Source organism: Oleiphilus sp. HI0128 (assembly GCF_001635365.1).
Window position 1 is genome coordinate 1 of sequence record NZ_LWGG01000113.1, and the last position, 16,595, is coordinate 16,595.

20 protein-coding genes are annotated in these 16,595 nt (G+C 43.3%); 14 read left to right on the top strand and 6 right to left on the bottom strand.

Translation table 11 applies throughout. The annotated features are described in order from the left end of the window. The coding region (locus A3763_RS01455; RefSeq protein ID WP_068759831.1) for an ABC transporter substrate-binding protein at positions 1-795 on the top strand (795 nt) is incomplete at its 5' end. A 175-nt stretch (positions 796-970) separates the two neighbouring features. On the opposite strand, the gene A3763_RS01460 is transcribed toward A3763_RS01455, so the two are convergent. Continuing rightward, positions 971-2,008, bottom strand: a complete 1,038-nt coding sequence (locus tag A3763_RS01460) for an AraC family transcriptional regulator (protein WP_068632948.1) — start codon at positions 2,006-2,008, stop codon at positions 971-973. A gap of 283 nt (positions 2,009-2,291) precedes the next feature. On the opposite strand from A3763_RS01460, the gene A3763_RS01465 reads away from it, so the two are divergent. Together A3763_RS01465 and A3763_RS30000 are read left to right on the top strand one after the other, a co-directional pair. Beyond that, complete coding sequence (locus tag A3763_RS01465; protein ID WP_068553461.1) at positions 2,292-3,950, top strand: alpha/beta fold hydrolase; 1,659 nt, start codon at positions 2,292-2,294, stop codon at positions 3,948-3,950. Positions 3,951-4,272: 322 nt separating this feature from the next. After that, positions 4,273-4,458, top strand: coding sequence for an EAL domain-containing protein (locus A3763_RS30000; protein ID WP_068508809.1), 186 nt, complete (start codon positions 4,273-4,275; stop codon positions 4,456-4,458). Between the two features lie 121 nt (positions 4,459-4,579). On the opposite strand, the gene A3763_RS01470 is transcribed toward A3763_RS30000, so the two are convergent. Continuing rightward, positions 4,580-5,248 (bottom strand): glutathione S-transferase, encoded by a 669-nt coding sequence (locus A3763_RS01470; RefSeq protein ID WP_068554155.1) that lies wholly within the window; start codon positions 5,246-5,248, stop codon positions 4,580-4,582. Between the two features lie 114 nt (positions 5,249-5,362). Here A3763_RS01470 and A3763_RS01475 point away from each other — a divergent pair, with 114 nt between their 5' ends. From A3763_RS01475 to A3763_RS01495, 5 genes are all read left to right on the top strand, one after another. Beyond that, a complete protein-coding gene (locus A3763_RS01475; protein WP_068552843.1) occupies positions 5,363-6,157 on the top strand; it encodes an AraC family transcriptional regulator in 795 nt (264 codons plus the stop codon). Positions 6,158-6,307: 150 nt separating this feature from the next. Next, positions 6,308-6,925 (top strand): methylamine utilization protein, encoded by a 618-nt coding sequence (locus tag A3763_RS01480; protein ID WP_082865046.1) that lies wholly within the window; start codon positions 6,308-6,310, stop codon positions 6,923-6,925. A 20-nt stretch (positions 6,926-6,945) separates the two neighbouring features. Further along, positions 6,946-7,656, top strand: a complete 711-nt coding sequence (locus A3763_RS01485; protein WP_068507687.1) for a DUF3034 family protein — start codon at positions 6,946-6,948, stop codon at positions 7,654-7,656. Positions 7,657-7,829: 173 nt separating this feature from the next. Next, on the top strand, positions 7,830-8,147 hold the full coding sequence (locus tag A3763_RS27885) for a tetratricopeptide repeat protein (protein WP_068507689.1): 318 nt from the start codon (positions 7,830-7,832) through the stop codon (positions 8,145-8,147). Continuing rightward, positions 8,144-8,488 (top strand): hypothetical protein, encoded by a 345-nt coding sequence (locus A3763_RS01495; protein ID WP_068507691.1) that lies wholly within the window; start codon positions 8,144-8,146, stop codon positions 8,486-8,488. The genes A3763_RS27885 and A3763_RS01495 overlap by 4 nt, the downstream gene beginning before the upstream one ends. Before the next feature lie 155 nt (positions 8,489-8,643). On the opposite strand, the gene A3763_RS30005 is transcribed toward A3763_RS01495, so the two are convergent. Then, on the bottom strand, positions 8,644-8,730 hold the full coding sequence (locus A3763_RS30005) for a hypothetical protein (RefSeq protein ID WP_368664562.1): 87 nt from the start codon (positions 8,728-8,730) through the stop codon (positions 8,644-8,646). Between the two features lie 9 nt (positions 8,731-8,739). Further along, positions 8,740-9,540, bottom strand: a complete 801-nt coding sequence (locus A3763_RS01500) for a hypothetical protein (protein WP_068552838.1) — start codon at positions 9,538-9,540, stop codon at positions 8,740-8,742. 251 nt (positions 9,541-9,791) lie between these two features. Here A3763_RS01500 and A3763_RS01505 point away from each other — a divergent pair, with 251 nt between their 5' ends. From A3763_RS01505 to A3763_RS01515, 3 genes are read left to right on the top strand one after another with little or no spacing between them, the layout of a single operon-like run. After that, a complete protein-coding gene (locus tag A3763_RS01505) occupies positions 9,792-10,022 on the top strand; it encodes a FeoA family protein (protein WP_068552836.1) in 231 nt (76 codons plus the stop codon). A 21-nt stretch (positions 10,023-10,043) separates the two neighbouring features. Further along, complete coding sequence (feoB, locus tag A3763_RS01510; RefSeq protein ID WP_068507695.1) at positions 10,044-12,365, top strand: Fe(2+) transporter permease subunit FeoB; 2,322 nt, start codon at positions 10,044-10,046, stop codon at positions 12,363-12,365. Beyond that, positions 12,362-12,625, top strand: a complete 264-nt coding sequence (locus tag A3763_RS01515; protein WP_068507697.1) for a FeoC-like transcriptional regulator — start codon at positions 12,362-12,364, stop codon at positions 12,623-12,625. The genes feoB and A3763_RS01515 overlap by 4 nt, the downstream gene beginning before the upstream one ends. Before the next feature lie 21 nt (positions 12,626-12,646). On the opposite strand, the gene A3763_RS01520 is transcribed toward A3763_RS01515, so the two are convergent. Next, positions 12,647-13,645 carry a putative solute-binding protein gene (locus tag A3763_RS01520; protein WP_068507699.1) on the bottom strand — a complete coding sequence of 333 codons (999 nt, stop codon included), beginning with the start codon at positions 13,643-13,645 and terminating at the stop codon, positions 12,647-12,649. A gap of 253 nt (positions 13,646-13,898) precedes the next feature. On the opposite strand from A3763_RS01520, the gene A3763_RS01525 reads away from it, so the two are divergent. After that, positions 13,899-14,606 (top strand): hypothetical protein, encoded by a 708-nt coding sequence (locus A3763_RS01525; protein ID WP_156490203.1) that lies wholly within the window; start codon positions 13,899-13,901, stop codon positions 14,604-14,606. Positions 14,607-14,644: 38 nt separating this feature from the next. Here the strand turns inward: A3763_RS01525 and A3763_RS01530 are convergent, their stop codons facing one another. Further along, positions 14,645-15,367, bottom strand: a complete 723-nt coding sequence (locus A3763_RS01530; RefSeq protein WP_068507705.1) for a hypothetical protein — start codon at positions 15,365-15,367, stop codon at positions 14,645-14,647. 245 nt (positions 15,368-15,612) lie between these two features. On the opposite strand from A3763_RS01530, the gene elbB reads away from it, so the two are divergent. After that, positions 15,613-16,269 carry an isoprenoid biosynthesis glyoxalase ElbB gene (elbB, locus tag A3763_RS01535; RefSeq protein ID WP_068507707.1) on the top strand — a complete coding sequence of 219 codons (657 nt, stop codon included), beginning with the start codon at positions 15,613-15,615 and terminating at the stop codon, positions 16,267-16,269. A gap of 103 nt (positions 16,270-16,372) precedes the next feature. Further along, on the top strand, positions 16,373-16,595 hold a 223-nt coding region (locus A3763_RS01540; protein ID WP_156494813.1), incomplete at its 3' end, for a hypothetical protein.

Below are 16,595 nucleotides of genomic sequence, written 5' to 3' on the forward strand. Positions count from 1 at the left end.
TCCTTTTGTTTCTTGAGCCTTTGTTTATTTAGCGTCCAAACGACCTCGAAAGAACTTCACTTTGTCACCGTTGAGCATGCTCCGCATAGTTTCGTAGAAGCTGGGAAAGTCGTCGGAAGCGTTACACAACTGCTACATGAGATTTTTGAAACAATGGGCTATCAGCTGGAGATTACTTCGGTCCCAGCAAAAAGAGCACTTTTAATGGTGGAGGGCGGTCTTGTTGACGGGGTATATCCGTATACCTACAGCGAGTCGAGAAGCAAATCTGCATACTTTTCTAACCCTATCTCAATAATTGATACTGTATTTTTCAAAAGAAGATCGTCAGAAATATCGTGGGAGACTTTATCAGATCTTCAGCCTTATAGTATCGGGTCAAATGCAGGCTACCATTATCCTATAGCGTTCCAAGCTGCTGAGCGTGAAGGGCTCATAAAGACAGCTCCGCTGTTTTCACAAAACCCAACACTCGACAACTTAAAAAAATTGAACCGCGAGCACATCGAGCTATTTATATGCAACAAGCTGGTATGTCAGTTTTATATTGATCAGTATGCACCTTTGTTTCGGAACATTGACTATATTCCTAAAGCAGTCGGACCTATCAAGGCCTTTCATGTCGGCTTTACTCGCAAGAAGAGTGGGGCCTTAGAGTTGCGTGAACAATTTAACATAGCTCTAGATGGCGCCATAAAGACAGGTCTACTCGAAAAGATCTATAAACAGCAGGGAATCAAATCAAAAGTAAGTCGCCTGGGTTCTCAAGGTGCGAAAGGCCTAGTAATTCGATAACGAGTAACTCAGAGCTTCATCGAATCTTTAAACTGTGGAAAGGTCACGCATTTATTTTTGCGAAGCGCTAGCACCGCTCTTTTTAAAAACGTGGCATATTGCCTATTAGGAGTGATCATTAACGTCCCATAACGAGGTTATTCGCTGCTTTGAATGATACGCCACCCTAACAAACTTATTGGGTTTCCCCCCAAGAATTTGTTAGCCTAAACTCGAGTGGGCTTCGCCCTACCTCACGAGAAAATGCGCTTGAGAAGCTACTCGCGTTAGAGAAGCCGACTTTAAAAGCAATCTGTTCAATGCCTTCAGGTGTACTGATTAAGTATTCCTTAGCTCTATCCATACGAAGTTGATTAGATAGTTTTCTCCAGTTTGTCCCTTCTTTTGTTAGATAGCGTGTAAGCGTTCGTGATGAAATATTGAGCGCTTTAGCCAGTTGTTCTTTGCTCAAGTCTTGGTAGCCATTTTCCTCGAAGTAGCGTTGTGTCTTTGATTCAATGGTAAGCATATCAGGTAGTTGATCAACATATTTTTGGATTCGTTTGGTTAAGATTTTTTCCATCATACGGTTACCTAATGGCATGACGATATCCATTACACGTATGTCATTGAGCAAATAATTATCGTTTTGCTCGAACTTAACTGGGCAGCGATAGTATTCACCTATCTCTTCCATTCCGGGTAGAGGCTCTCCTTTAAACCCAACTTCTACGACAATGTCAGGAATATCGTTGTACAAGGTTTCCTGAAATGAGATGGCTGAGCCCATATCCCTCCCTAGAACGAAAGAGACGCTTTTATCACACAGGCCTCTACGATAATCAAAAGTCGTCTTTACCGAAGACTTATAGATACGTGGTTTTATGATTGAAAAATTCAATTCACCATTTAAATGCTGTGAGGCGAAGTTGATAATAGCTTTTGGTGTTTTACAAGCAAGAAGGGCTTGCCCCATCAAACCGAATGAGTTTGCATTGCAATGTAAACCAACATCAAAGCCTACTCTAAAAGGATGAGTGGGCATACAAGCAAGCAAATTTTTAATCACACGCAATTCTTGGTCTAAGGACGGGTCACTATGTTCAAGGCTTTCGAGTGTAATACCAGAGCCCTCCAATACTCGCTTAGTGGATAGGCCTTTAGATAAGGCATATTCAAGCAAGATTGTCACCTGACCGCTTCCCCAACCTGGAAAACGAGCATTAGTATTCATTGTATTTATTCTTTTGTTAAACCGTAATACGACTTTTCCTATTATGCAGCAGTTAAGTTCTATTTAATCTCTATTAGGCACTCAAAAACTGAGAGTTTATTCACATTTCAATCTAACTGTCTCATTTGGTAAACGATTTGTCTTATTAAAGGATGTAGCATGTGTTCATCAATACATACTATTTATTAACAAAAGAGGTATGAAATTGATAAGGAGTATCGAACTTACAAACGATCGTACTAACACATATCTAGTTAAGATAATAAAAATAAGGATAAAAATAATGAAGTTAATTAAAACAATTCTAACAGCAAGTATTGCCGCAAGTGTGCTTGTCCCGGCTGCACAAGCTAATAATGATGGATATATCCCCGCACTTAGTTTTGTTGCAGGACTGTTGAACCAAGGTATCTTTCCGACCTCTGATGCCTACACAACAAATGATGACATCATTGTGGAGGCAAATGATGGTGTTGACTTGGCCGCCAATGTCTTTGTTCCTAATGACCTGTCAGAACCAGCACCAGCCATCATTTTTGTAAATAGCTGGGCTCTGAATGAATATGAGTATTTAACACAAGCAGGAGAGTTAGCAGAAAAGGGCTACATCGTTTTTAGTTATAGCACTCGAGGTTTCGGCACATCAGAAGGCATGATTAATACGGCTGGCCCAAAGGACATCGATGATTTTAGCCGTGTGATAGATTACCTTATCGAAAACTATAACGTAGACCCAGAGAGAATAGGGAGTGCGGGTGTTTCCTATGGTTCAGGTATTTCTTTGATTGGCGCAGCACACGACCCTAGAATAAAAGCCGTTTCAGCAATGAGTGCTTGGGGCAGCTTGGCAGATTCGTTATATGGAAACCAAACACCTCGCTTGGTCTGGGGTGAGCTACTAACACTAAGTGGCAACTTACTCGGAAATCTGGACCCAATTGTCGAGCAGCACTGGTCAAATATCAAAAATCAGAACTTAAGTGAGATTCCTGCTGTTATGGAGTGGGCGGGTGTTCGCTCTCCATCCAATTATGTTGATGAGCTTAATACCAATGGTACGGCAGTTTATATCGCCAAAGCTTATGGTGATAATTTGTTCCAACCTAACTCATTAATGAGTATGTTTGAACAGCTTACCGGGCCAAAACATATTGATTTGGTTTCAGGTACTCATGCTTCAGCAGACTTACTTCCTCCAGTCATCGGTGCGGAAGCCTTACCTTGGACAAGTACCTATCAATGGTTTGATCATCACTTAAAGGGTGATAACACGCCGATAGCAAGCGCTAAACCCATTACAATGAAAGTGAAGTTTGAAGATCAGTACGATAGCTTTGACCACTTCCCTATAGAAGATTCCAGTACAGAAACCTTTTACTTACACCCTCGCTCAGCCTTCGATGATGGTGATATGGAGAGCTACCCATACTGGAGCTTCTTCGGCAGAGACAACACAATCAATGCTTGGGCCGGTACCTTATTTAGCACGCAGATTCCGCTGTTATCACAAATTCTTGAGCAGTTAGAGGTGCCTATCTTAGCGAGTATTCCAGCCGCCTCGGATATTAGAAGTATCCATTGGAAATCGAGCTGGCTGAGCGAAGAAATGCAAATACGTGGGAATCCTTCAGTATCACTACAGATACAACCAAAGCACGATGAGATCCAGCTAGTTGCTTATCTTTATGACATGAATGCTTTGGGTGTTGGAAAATTAATAACTCATGGCGCGATTACATTGCCAGACACAAACTCCGGCGAAAAAATTTCTGTCGACTTCGATCTAGTAACGACAGCATACGATGTACCCGCGGGTCATCGCCTTGTTCTAGCTGTTGATACCAAAGACCCACAATATCAATCTCCAACGGGTGTCGATTACTTTGTGGATTTTGAATATAGCAGCAATAAACAGTCAACTTTGAAAGTGCCAACGCTCTAATTATACATCCTGAAATTGTTTACCAAGTTAGAGGCATATCTTGTTACTGAGATATGCCTCTTTATTATCTAGATAATTCCTACCACGATAAGTTCACATTCTCGATTGAGTGTCTTATTCGCCAAAGATCCTGTCCCATTGGCGGATGTTAATAAGCTTCTTCTAGATTTATTCTATTTTTAGACACTTTAACTTCTACTAGAAAGAAGGTGAAAGCGTCAAACGAAAATGTGAGCCCGACGATTTCTTGGGCTATCACGTGTAACCAAGAGTCAGGCAGGTTAGCTGTTAATACATACCCCTTCGAAGCCCATATTGTGATTTGATTAAGACAATAATCTCTTTAGGCGACACTTTTAAGCTTTCGTTGATTGCTGAAGGTGTAGAAACGAAAGCACAAGAGAGTGAACTAATTAAACTGGGCTGTATTCAAGCTCAGGGTTATCTTTATTCAAAGCCTGTCGATAGCATTGTATTTCATGAACAATTTATCGCTTCTTTAACATAGGGTGTGGTGATTAACAGCGGGTGTGATTGACCTGTGGAAAAGAAGGTCTAGCGGAGACCTTCTTTGTTAGGGCCAGGGAGACGGTTGCTGTTGTTAATATGTTGTATAGCGTTAAGCCAGACTATGCGTAATCGTAATCACCAGCTGCATTTATGGCGGCCTGGTATGCGGGCCTAGCATGAATACTGGCAACATAATTGCTAATATTAGGATGTGTTTCGGGAGTTGCCAGGCCTCTTGCGCAGGCTGCTTCTAGTGGAAAAATCATTTGAAAATCAACACCACTCAAGGCATCACCACAGAACCAAGAACGTCCATTTAAGTAATGATTGATATAGCTTAAATGTGTGATTAAATTTGGCTTTATAAAGGTAGAAATTGCTTTTTCGGCGATCTTTTTTGCAATAGGTCTAGCAAAAAAAGGCATCGGGCTGGTTTTAACCTTATCAAATACAAGCTTCATAACGAGATAAGGCATCAATGAACCTTCAGCATAGTGCATCCAGTATTGGTAGTTTAAATATTCTTCAGTGTTGATTTCCGGCTTTAGATTTGGAGCGTACTGATTCACTAGATAATCGATGATAACCGCAGACTCTGCAATTTTATTTTCGCCATCTTCCAAGATCGGAGCCTTACCAAGAGGGTGCACTTCCTTAAGTTTTTCTGGAGCTAGGTAGGTAGTAGGGTCTCGCTGATAGGATTCTATTTCAAAGTCTAGCCCTAACTCCTCTAAGGCCCAAATAACGCGTTGAGATCGTGAATTATTCAAGTGGTGCAACTTAATCATTTCTACATCCTATATACTATTAGTTCATAATAAGAGTTATAGTATTATTTCTATATCATTGGTTCTTGTACTTTCTGATTTAAATTATGTACTTTCGGGTAAGATATGTTTTGGATGAAAAAAACGCTTATAAGAGGGGCGATAAAAGAACATGCACATAATATGCATGAGTTTCTCGTCTGCTTGAGTGGGGGCTTATTAATTGAAGATAGTCTAGCAACATATACACTAAAACAAGGAAGCGCGATCTTTATTCCTTGTAATATGGTGCATAAAATTACCATTTTTGATGGCGAGTCAGCATGTAGCGAAGTACTGCTTGCTTGTATCAAACCCGCCACACTCGACTTAATGCGTTCGCCATGCAATAACGACTTTATAGAAAAACTAAAGCAAGAAACGACACTGTCTCATTCCAATAATGATCAGGGCGACAATCTAGAAAGATGCATTCAAGAAGTTGATGCACTCTCGATGTCACCTTCTCTTTTGAACCAATCATTTGCGGAAAACTGCTTTATAAAAATGCTGCTTCTACATATGGAGAGGCTGCATCAAGACACAGCTCTTTCTAAAATCAGTTTCGATCATATTGATCACATTACTGCATGGGTCAGACGGCATTATGTCGAAGATATCAATTTAGATGATTTGAGCAAGAGGTTTTCAGTATCTCGGAGCCAGCTTACACGAAAATTCAAGCAGAAGTATGGGTTCAGTCTAATTGAGTTTGTTCTGCAACTGCGTTTCGATGATGCTGCAAAGCAACTCGCGTTTTCTAAAAAGGACATTACTCGCATTGCCCTAGACATAGGATTCAATAATCTCAGTCACTTTCACAGGCAGTTTAAAAAACGTTTTGGCATGACGCCGCTTTCTTTTCGTAATATGACCGCTCAATCGAGTTAGACAATTGCTTAGCCAAGTATTTATAACAAAACAGAGTTTCATCACATGGTCTAGACTGTTCGTTCTAAACTCTAATAATGTTGCCAGTTAGTTTTATTTTCGCTTATGTCTACAAATCTTTATACATTCGATCGGGGTTTTATCTTCATCGTGACATGGCTGTCATTTAATATCTGTCAGGCTGCTGGAATTGTCGATATAACGCTTCAAGATCAAAATGGCCAAGCACTTGTCGATGGTGTCGTTTATTTTCAAGTCGAATCTGAATATGCTTCCTTGTCTGGCAATAAGCGTATTCCATCGAACTTGATAATGGATCAGAAAAATAGGCAATTCGCCCCTCATGTATTGATTGCTCAGGTCGGTGATTTAGTGAGCTTTCCGAATAGCGACAATATTAGACATCATGTTTATTCGTTTTCAGAGCCAAAGCGCTTTGAAATAAAGCTTTACGCCGACAAGCCGGAATCTCCTATCAAGTTTGAAACGCCAGGCGTCGTGGCACTAGGGTGCAATATACACGATTCAATGCTTGGGTATATTTTGGTTATAGATACACCTTATGCAAGCAAAACAGACAGTAAAGGTCGAGCGAGTTTGGCTGTGCCGGAAAAAGTGCCATCAGAGTTTTTTGTATGGCACCCTCTGTTAAAAAACACTGCAAAGCCTCTTAAGGTGTCTGAGTTTGATGTGAATTCTCCACAAACCGTAGTCATTGAGATCAAATCAACGAAAAATACTAAGTTTAATAAGAAGCGCTGGCGCTGACGACCAAGTGAGATAGAAGAATGAATTATGCTCCGAAATTCTGTATTGCATTAGTAATTTTGATCTTGTTTTTTACAAGCTCTGTTAATGCAGCGGGTAGTAAGTTATTGGGTACTTCGGGTGTTACCTCTATCGAAGGTAGTGCAGGAGGAGGTTTAATTCCTTGGGCGCCGTTAGGGGGGTACGCTACTAGAGACGAGCTAGGTTTCAGCATAGTCGCAAGTGAAGTGGACGTTGATGATTATAATATGAGCGTGCACGGAGCTTTGATTAATTTTCGAGACCGTATCGAATTCAGCTTCGCTCATCAGGACTTTTATGTTGATGCATTATCGCAATCGGTGAGACAAAATATTATTGGTCTGAAGGTTCGACTTTTTGGCGATTTGGTTTATGACACATTACCGGTAATCAGTATCGGTACACAGCAAAAAAGACTCATTGATGCGGGTGTGATCAATCTTGTTGGCGCTAAAGATAGCAGCGGAACTGATTTCTATCTAAGTGCTGCAAAAGCGTGGATCGACGGATTGTTTCATCATACTAGCTTTGTGAATGCGAATATTCGCTACAGTAATGCAAATGAACTCGGTTTGCTCGGTTACGGCGGCGATAATGCAAGGTCTAAGTTTTTATTCGAAACAGCGCTGGGCGTTTTCGTCGGTAACAACGTTGCTTTGGGTGTTGAGTTTAGGTTCAATCGATCGCAGATGAGCAAATTTCTAAACTAGTTCTCGAGTATGAGCATCGTTTACAAAGCTTTGAGGATCAGCTCAGCCAGAAAAGTTCAGACATTGATGATAACCGAAAAGCGCTGGCGCTTACGCAAGAGGTTCAATCTCTTTGGCTCAGGGCGGGACAAGATACAAGCCCCAGCAATCGAATCTCAAGTTATGATGACATTTTGAAGATCAAGCCCGATGACTGTGAAGCTTTGACCTACAAGGCGGATGCGGTATTAGAAATCAATGAGCCACAATGGGCCGCAAACCTATGCCAGCAAGCTTTAGAGCTTGATCCTGACAATGGACATGCATTTTATCAGCTTGCCTGTGCTTATACGGCACTGCAGCAATATGAGGAGGCGCTTTCCTATTTATCTAACGCAATTGCTAAAAGTGATAGCTATCGAGATGAGGCTACTAAGGATGACGCTTTAAAAGCGTTGCGTACGCACCCTTCGTTTGAGGAAATGATAAAAAATACACTAGAAGATCTATGACAGCCGGTATTCTGAGCCTTAGAGCAAATAGCTTCCTGTTAGTTGTAGCAATGCTGCTGGGTTCAACATTTTGTGCGTCTGCGCCAAAATATTCAACGCTGGATATATATCAGTTGAGTAGAGAAGTGTCCGCGCAAACTGGCTATACCATTATTTTTAGTCCGCGAGTTAGAAGTCAAACAAAAGTTTCGATGTTGCTCAGCAAGAAAATTAATCCAGAGAGCCTTTATAGTATTTTTTTATCAGTGCTTAACGTTCACGGGTATGCTGCTATTCGTGATGCAAATCTGATCAAAATTGTACGAGAAAGGAAGGCTCGGTATATGTATTCCAGTGACTAAAACCCAAACCACATACTTTACCTATTTGTCGTTCCGTGAACCGTTAAGGTGAGGTGTTTCTAAGCAGTTTTATCTTTTGAAACTATTATTTGCGTATACTTAACAATACAGAAATGGTGAATTTATATTCAAATATGGTTTGACTTTGTTTTGCATTAATAAAACCAATACTTGAGCAGCACGCCTTGTGGTGTATCTCGCCATTGCCGTGTGACAAGGAAGCCTTGTATCGAATCACTCATGTAAGAGGCTTAATGAACCAAGTCATTCAGTCGGCGTTCTGTGATGATCAGGGAGATCATTTTCTTCATTTTGTCTCTAACAATCTCGGCTTCTTTATGGAGTTGCTGATTGCGCTGCTCCTTATTGTCGCTCAGTGTTTTCAAGCTTAGGCTTGGCTGGTACCGTGCAAAGCTCATATACAGCTTGGGAATCTTCTTTTTGACCGGCTTGGGAATACTAAGTGTTCTTGAATGCTTAATCGTCTCGTGCATATGTTGAGGAAGCCACTTGAATAGAGGCTCTAAGCGTCGGTCTAACTTAATTGGCATGGCCCAGCGATCAGAGCCGTGATGGACGGCGATTAAAACCGGGCACTGGTTAACGAGTGCCAGCTCAATAAAGCGAGGGCTGAGAAAAGGAAGCACCGCAACGCCGTCGCCAAAATTACACAGCTCGCCCTCGGGCATAATAACGCAATCAGTAAAGCCTTCTTCTTGTAATAATACACAGGCTTCATCAAAACCTACTCCGTGGTTAATCTGCGTGAGAAAGCTAAGTAATTGTTTCGCGATGGGCAGCTCGTAAAACTTTCGCCAGGTGATACCGAAGGGCGAACGCTTCTCTCCACCATGCTTTTGCATGGAATCTGCCAGGCCAACCAAACCTGCCAGCGCACCCATCATCGGCCCATGATTTAGCGCGATAATTAAACGCGGCTCCTGAGCCAGAATCGTATCAAGGTCTTCAGAGGACTTCGCTATTACGACATCTTTGATATAAAGCGTTTTGAGTAAGCGTTTAACGAAGTGGAAATCTTTGACGGTTCTCATAGAGTGCTTCGGTTTTGGTTTAGAGCTTCTATTCTAACCTCAATTGGGAAAAGGGTTGAGAAAATTTTCGCTCTCTCTTTTATAACCAATAGGAGGTAAGTCATTACCTACTCTTATCAGCCTAAGCTTGCCAATAATTGATCTAAGTCAAACGAGATTGATTCCTATTAAGCTTCAATGGTATTCATTAAGTTCTATTGATAGCCTTTAGATACGAATCATTCCTATTATTGTTTGTGAGGTGAATCTTGATGACGCAAAGCTTAAGTATGGATCGATTATCAGAAGGTCAGAACGCAACCATTACACAGATCAGTGGCGGTAAAAGCCTTGCCAGAAAAATGATAGGGCTTGGTTTGCGTGTGGGTGGTGAGGTCTGCTTGCTCCAACGTCGCCGACACGGTTTGGTTCTCGCAAATCGTGGAACGAGAATCGCCTTGGGCGATAGTATTGCCCGTCATCTTAAAGTTTCTCCTTGCTAGCAGCTTCAGAGGCCTAAGCCTATGTTAACCATCGCTCTGGGTGGCAACCCTAATTGTGGTAAGTCAGCCCTTTTTAATCAATTTACAGGAATTAGACAAACCACAGGTAATTGGCCTGGCGTAACGGTTGAGCGCAAAGCAGGGCGAACAAAGTTGCTAGGAGACGAGGCAAACGTTGTCGACTTGCCAGGTATTTACTCGCTGGATGCATCGTCTCTGGATGAAAAAGTTACCCGGGACTATCTTCTCTCTGCCGACGCTGACCTGATCGTTAATGTGGTTGATGCCTCGAATCTTGAGCGTAACCTCTATTTCACTGTGCAATTACGAGAAATGGGCGTTCCAGTGGTCGTGGCGCTGAATATGATGGACGTTGCCCGCAAGCGTGGCATTAGTCTCGATGTTGAACGCTTAAGCGAAGCCTTATGTTGCCCGGTGGTGCCTATCGTCGCTGTGACAGGGGAAGGCTTGAAAGGTTTGGCTAGCGCGATCAAGTACGAGTTAAGTTCCAGCGAGCAGAACTCAATCGAGCTGGTACATGAAGACTTGGTTGAGCAGGCAATCCTATCCGTTTCCGGCTATCTACCAGCTACTGTTAAAGCAAACGAACAACGCTGGGTCGCGACTAAGCTTTTGGAAAATGATAGCGCTGTATTGGGCGCAATTGAATCGGCTGGTCAAAAAGAGCTGCTATCAAGGGTTTCCCATTGGCAGAGCAAGATTGAAGAAAGAACCGGGGAAGACGTCGACATACATATTGCTGATGGGCGCTTTAATCATGCACATTGCTTATCGCAAGAGGTAATAAAGGAAGCTGGTGTCGTGGGCAAGAATCTATCTGATAAGATAGACCATATTGTACTCGGGAAGCGCTTGGGAATCGGTATATTCTTACTGGTTATGTATGCGATGTTTACCTTTACGATCAACGTTGGCGGTGCCTTTATTGACCTCTTCGATATGGGCGTGGGTGCAATTTTTGTTGATGGCACTGCGCATCTGATGGGGCTGCTTGGCTTGCCTGAATGGAGCAAGGTGTTTTTGGCAGATGGTATTGGAGGGGGCATTCAGGTTGTCTCTACCTTTATTCCTATTATTGTTTGCTTGTATTTGTTTTTATCCGCACTTGAGGATAGCGGCTATATGGCACGCGCAGCCTTTGTGATGGATAGAGCTATGCGTAAGATTGGTCTGCCAGGTAAAGCCTTTGTACCGATGATCGTTGGTTTTGGTTGTAATGTTCCCGCTGTCATGGCGACGCGAACCCTGGAAAACCAGCGAGAAAGAAAGCTTACTATTTTGATGAATCCTTTTATGTCATGTGGTGCGCGTCTACCTGTATACGTATTGTTTGCGGCGGCCTTCTTTCCTGACAATGGTCAAAATCTAGTGTTTATTCTTTATTTGGCAGGTATTGCTGTTGCTGTTCTAACGGGTTTAATTATGCGTAAAACCCTTCTTCAGGGCGAAAGCAGCGGTTTTATGATGGAGCTGCCTCCTTATCACTTGCCCACCTTAAAAGCCGTATTATTAAGAACCTGGGATAGAGTAAAGCTTTTCATCCGCGATGCCGGGAAGGTGATTGTTCTGATGGTGCTGGCGCTAAATGTGCTCAACTCGATTGGCACGGACGGCTCTTTCGGGAATGAAGATTCTGAAGACTCGGTCTTAAGCGAAGTGAGCAAAACGCTTACGCCGATGTTCTCTCCTATGGGCATTAGTGAAGAAAATTGGCCTGCTACGGTTGGCATCTTTACCGGGGTCTTAGCTAAAGAAGCCGTTGTGGGCACCTTGGATTCACTATATGGGCAATTAGCGAGCGAAGGTGAAGCGCAAGAGCAGGGCTTTGATCTGGGAGCTAGCCTGAGTGAAGCATTGGCAACAGTACCGGAAAACTTTTCTGCTATAGGGGATATGCTGTTTGATCCCTTAGGCTTAGATGTGGGCGATATCAGCAATATCGATGCCGCCGCTGAAGCACAGGAAGTGAGCCGTGGAACCTTTGGCGAAATGGTCGAACGTTTTAATGGCCAAGCAGGCGCTTTCTCTTATCTGCTATTTATTTTGCTCTACTTTCCTTGTGTGGCGACGATTGGTGCAATTGTCCGCGAAACCGGGCGTTCCTGGGCGGGCTTTGTTGCATTGTGGACAACAGGTGTCGCCTACTTTAATGCCACCGCGTTTTATCAACTTGCGACCTTTACTCAGCATCCTATAAGTTCTGCCGCACACTTAGCCGTTATTTCAGCCTTGTTTGCTCTGGTCATAGTGGTTTTAAGAAGACAGGGCGATGAGGATGAAGCTATCGCGTCCAAGCTTCAGCCTGAGGGTGCTTTATTATGATTTTGTCTGATATAAAAGCGTATTTGCAGCAGTGTCAGCAGGCGAGTCTGGAAGATATCGCTTTGCACTTTGACAGCAGTGTCGAGGCCGTTAGAGGGATGCTGGATATTTGGCTTAGAAAAGGGCGGGTAGAGCATTGTCTGGCGAATGATATTTGCGGAATATCATGTCGACAGTGCGACTCGCCATCGATGCAAATCTACCGCTGGAAGGGGGGCGAGTCTTCGTTAGCAACGATCCCTCTCAGAATGTGTGACTAGTGCTATCGTAAGGCGAGTCGATTACTTAGGCATGATGCACTCTTCTCGATGAGGAGAGGTATGGCAGCGTATTTTCCATAATAAGGATAAAGCGCGGGCATCAAAGCGATCTGTAACCTTAAGCGTTAAACGAATATTCTTGTAGAAATCCTCTAACTCATCTTTGGTCGACTGGTCGGTTCTGATCCAATATTTTTTGGGGATCTGTTTTTCGGCATTGTTAATAAGGGTGGAAATATTATTCATCCGGTTAACAATATAGTGGCGCATTTTAGTACCGAAGTCTTCGCTAAACTCAGACTTGATAGAGATAGCCTGGAGCATGCCGTAAAACAAGCGTATATCAAGAATTCCCCCTCGCTCGCCAAGACCTTTATATAGTTCGAAGGTGTTATAGGCTAGCGCGGGCATGAGGACGATATCCAGTCCTCCATTGTTAAAATGCTCAGAGAAATTTGAAAGTGTCACCTTGATAGGAACCGCCCCCGAGAGTTCTGCAAACATGCGCGTTTGGATGTCGCCATTTAGCACCGCAAGAGTTTTACCCTTAAAGTCATTGATTCCTTTAATTTTCTTGTCGTTTACGAAAGCGAACATGGAGCCAACGGGTAGTGAAGCGACGACTTCATAGTCACCGTCCGACATTAATTCAACGGCTTTTGGGGAGGTAATGGCTGCCAGAGTTTTATGAAGTTTTCGTTCCGAGGTAATGCCGCCAATGGCATCGAGAGTGCCGGCAAATTGTACAAAGTCTCGTGACAGAATTGCAGTAACGATGCCGATATCACACTTACCTTCCTTAAGATCTGAAGCCACAAGATTTTCATCTTCATAAGCAATAAATGACAGGTCGAGCCCCCAGGTTTGGGCAATCGGGGTAAGGTCTGAGAAGAATGCAATGACTGGGCCGTTCTGGCCAACTGGGTCCCATGTGCAAACAGTTTTCTGCTCGAGTTTTGCTGAATGAGCGCTGACGCAGAAAAGAGAAAGTAGCGATATAATGAAAAATCTAGGGAACATTGTGAAAAGCAGTCCGTATTTGCTTCGGTGTAAAAAATATAGGCGCTATTGTATCGCAGCATTGAAAGCTATGCAGTGAATCAGGTCGAATTCTTTGCTTAACGACGAAAGAGACTTTATATCCGTTTCACAACTATGACTTAAAGCACTTAACAAATTACAGAGGAAGGTTTAAGGTTCCGCGCTATAGACTTGGAGTAAGAGAATCTCCTGGCGAGTGATGTAATATGGATAGAATACGCAAGAGGTATGGATGAGTAGGGCTGTTTCGAGTATCAAGGGTCGCTGTATGCGCGAATGCAGGAAGAGTCTTCGTCTTGTTATATATTGCGTGTTGGCTTGTGCATCCTCGTTGGTTGGTGCCGAGCCTCCCGAAGGGCTGGACTTTATTGGTGGCTATTATGAGAAAGGTGAGTATAAGTGTTATGCGGAGCCTTGCTTTACAATTCATAAAGGAACCGAGGCAGCTGCTGCGAAAGACCGGCCTTTTTCCCCAAGAGATTGGCAACCTAGAACACGAAGTTGCCAAAAAGCTTATACACAAGCGCTGGCAACAGCGAGTACAGTCGATATTCGCTATGCCAAAAAAGGTGACTGTGTTTTCGTTGTCGAAGGCGAATGGCTTGACCCCTATACCACCGAAGTTATTACTGAGTTAGGTGATATCGCACTAGATCAGTTGGTGAGCTATAGAGAAGCCCACCGTTACGGTGGTGCGTACTGGTCTCATGCTCAACGTATGGAGCTGGTGAGCGATTCAGATAACATCGTGCCGGTAGCTTCCATGAGCAAAAAAGCCCGCGCAGGGAAGTCGCCGACCCAGTGGATGCCCGAGAACAAAGCTTATTGGTGTGACTATATCGTGCGCCGAGAGATTATTCAGCGCAAGTATAAGCTTTATCTGCCAAGAGAAGAGCGCGAATTTCAGCAGGAAATTAAAAAACTCTATTGCAAGTACTAGCTGAAATGATAGCGGCTCAGTGACTATCTAAAGGCCGGTTATAAGCGCTTATTTAACAGGGAAATAAGTTTCATTGGTAGTTCTGCTGAGGCTAACACTTCTCCATGACTTGGAATTAAGATTGCTGGTTGGTCATTGTCTATTTGCTTCAATGCCCACTGTTTAAACGTGGCCTTATCGTCAAGAAGAAACCACTTGATCACTTGACTCATTTTTAAACCCGGTGCAGCGCCAAGCACTTTCTGCATGACTTTTGCAATCGGCTGGTTAGACATGCGTTCATAGTTCAAAAAGCTATCACAAGTAATCCATAAGCTGGTTTGCGAGTCTTTATCGTGCTTTTTAAACCAGGCATCATGACCCCGGTGACCTGGTGGAATCAGTACAGAGTAATTAAATGGCAGTGGCGGTAACTCACTTTCCAGTGCAGTGATATCGCTTTCTGAACTAGCTACCCCTTGTTTAACTAAACGCTTGATCGCCCCTTTACTTGCATACAAGCGATGTTTCGGAAAAGCATCTCGCCAGGCTTGAACGCCCATATAGTGAAAACTGTTTGGCATCACCAGGTGCATGCAGAGCTCTTCATTTAGCCATTCTTTGGGAAAGGCATCGATCAAAGATTTACCAGGGCTGATAATCACGATGTCTGAATCACTTGTTTTGATCGCGATAGAGTTTGAAACAAAGTTTGGCACAATATACTGACCAACTCTGATTTCCGGGTGTTTTTCAATCTCGTGCCATAAATTCTTTTGCATCTGGCCGTGTTCCTTAGTCTAAAGAGAAGCGAATTGGCGAACATAATATGAACTAAACGGAGCATAGTAAATAACGATCTAAGCAACCCGCTACTTCGCTAAAGCCCTATCAGGCGATATGCGGTTCTTCTAACAATAAATTGATATAGATCAAGACGATGTTTTGTTGTACTCGAATGGACTTGCTAGACTCGAAATAACGATGAAAGTTTTGTCTGGCAATTGACTAACTGAAGGAAAGGTTTATGAGCGATAAAAAAGTTGCGGTGGTGTTGTCTGGCTGTGGTGTATTCGATGGCTCTGAAATATATGAAGCAACACTGACATTGTTGGCACTTGATCGAGCAGGGGTTGCGTATCAGTGTATGGCTCCGAATATTGATCAGATGCATGTGCTTAATCACATGACGGGTAAAGAGATGAATGAGACTCGGAATGTACTCGTTGAGTCTGCACGCCTGGCTCGCGGAGATATCATCGACCTGTCAGAGGCTAAACCTGAAGATTATGCAGGGCTTATTTTCCCCGGAGGCTTTGGCGCGGCTAAAAATCTATCCAACTTTGCGGTAGCGGGTACCGATATGGAGGTTAATTCGCAAGTCGCTGAGTTTGCTCAGGCCTTTCACCGTCAACAAAAAGTAATTGGGCTTGTGTGTATTGCGCCGGCATTGGCGCCGAAGCTGATTGGCCACGGAGTGAAGTGTACAATCGGAAATGATGCCGATACCTCTGAGGCAATCACTGCTATGGGTGGAGAGCATCAAACCTGCGCCGTTGATGATTGCGTTATTGATGAGGCCAATAATACTGTGTCCACTCCTGCCTATATGCTGGCGAGCCGGATTAGTCAGGCAGCTTCAGGTATAGAGAAGCTGGTTTCTATAGTCATACAGCGTTTGTAGCTTTAGCGTGATTGAAAGACTCTTGCAAGCTCGGGCATGAGTCGTTAATGTTGCTCATAGAAATTGAGTCTGAGACCATTATCGAACCAAAGAGAGAAAACACGTGAGTAGTAAGTTTGTTATTCCTGAGCCGAGTTACCAAGTCATCCACCGTGAAGATATGGGTGCAAAAGTCTATGCTGCGGTGAACACGACACTGGCCACTTTTGAGGACGAGCCGCGTAAACTCTATGCTTGGCAGTTATCACTGATTCTTAAATTAGACACCGAAGATGAACAAGGCTTGACACTTCCAGAGGAAGCAAAAGAAATTGAGCCTTTTTGCC

Coding starts and splice junctions, on each gene's coding strand:
- A3763_RS01505 (WP_068552836.1), top strand. CDS start 9,792: ATGACGCAAAGCTTAAGTATGGATCGATTATCAGAAGGTCAGAACGCA.
- A3763_RS01520 (WP_068507699.1), bottom strand. CDS start 13,645: ATGTTCCCTAGATTTTTCATTATATCGCTACTTTCTCTTTTCTGCGTC.
- A3763_RS01465 (WP_068553461.1), top strand. CDS start 2,292: ATGAAGTTAATTAAAACAATTCTAACAGCAAGTATTGCCGCAAGTGTG.
- A3763_RS30005 (WP_368664562.1), bottom strand. CDS start 8,730: ATGAGTGATTCGATACAAGGCTTCCTTGTCACACGGCAATGGCGAGAT.
- A3763_RS01530 (WP_068507705.1), bottom strand. CDS start 15,367: ATGCAAAAGAATTTATGGCACGAGATTGAAAAACACCCGGAAATCAGA.
- A3763_RS01525 (WP_156490203.1), top strand. CDS start 13,899: ATGAGTAGGGCTGTTTCGAGTATCAAGGGTCGCTGTATGCGCGAATGC.
- A3763_RS01515 (WP_068507697.1), top strand. CDS start 12,362: ATGATTTTGTCTGATATAAAAGCGTATTTGCAGCAGTGTCAGCAGGCG.
- A3763_RS01485 (WP_068507687.1), top strand. CDS start 6,946: ATGAATTATGCTCCGAAATTCTGTATTGCATTAGTAATTTTGATCTTG.
- A3763_RS01470 (WP_068554155.1), bottom strand. CDS start 5,248: ATGATTAAGTTGCACCACTTGAATAATTCACGATCTCAACGCGTTATT.
- feoB (WP_068507695.1), top strand. CDS start 10,044: ATGTTAACCATCGCTCTGGGTGGCAACCCTAATTGTGGTAAGTCAGCC.
- A3763_RS01495 (WP_068507691.1), top strand. CDS start 8,144: ATGACAGCCGGTATTCTGAGCCTTAGAGCAAATAGCTTCCTGTTAGTT.
- A3763_RS01475 (WP_068552843.1), top strand. CDS start 5,363: ATGAAAAAAACGCTTATAAGAGGGGCGATAAAAGAACATGCACATAAT.
- A3763_RS01460 (WP_068632948.1), bottom strand. CDS start 2,008: ATGAATACTAATGCTCGTTTTCCAGGTTGGGGAAGCGGTCAGGTGACA.
- elbB (WP_068507707.1), top strand. CDS start 15,613: ATGAGCGATAAAAAAGTTGCGGTGGTGTTGTCTGGCTGTGGTGTATTC.
- A3763_RS01500 (WP_068552838.1), bottom strand. CDS start 9,540: ATGAGAACCGTCAAAGATTTCCACTTCGTTAAACGCTTACTCAAAACG.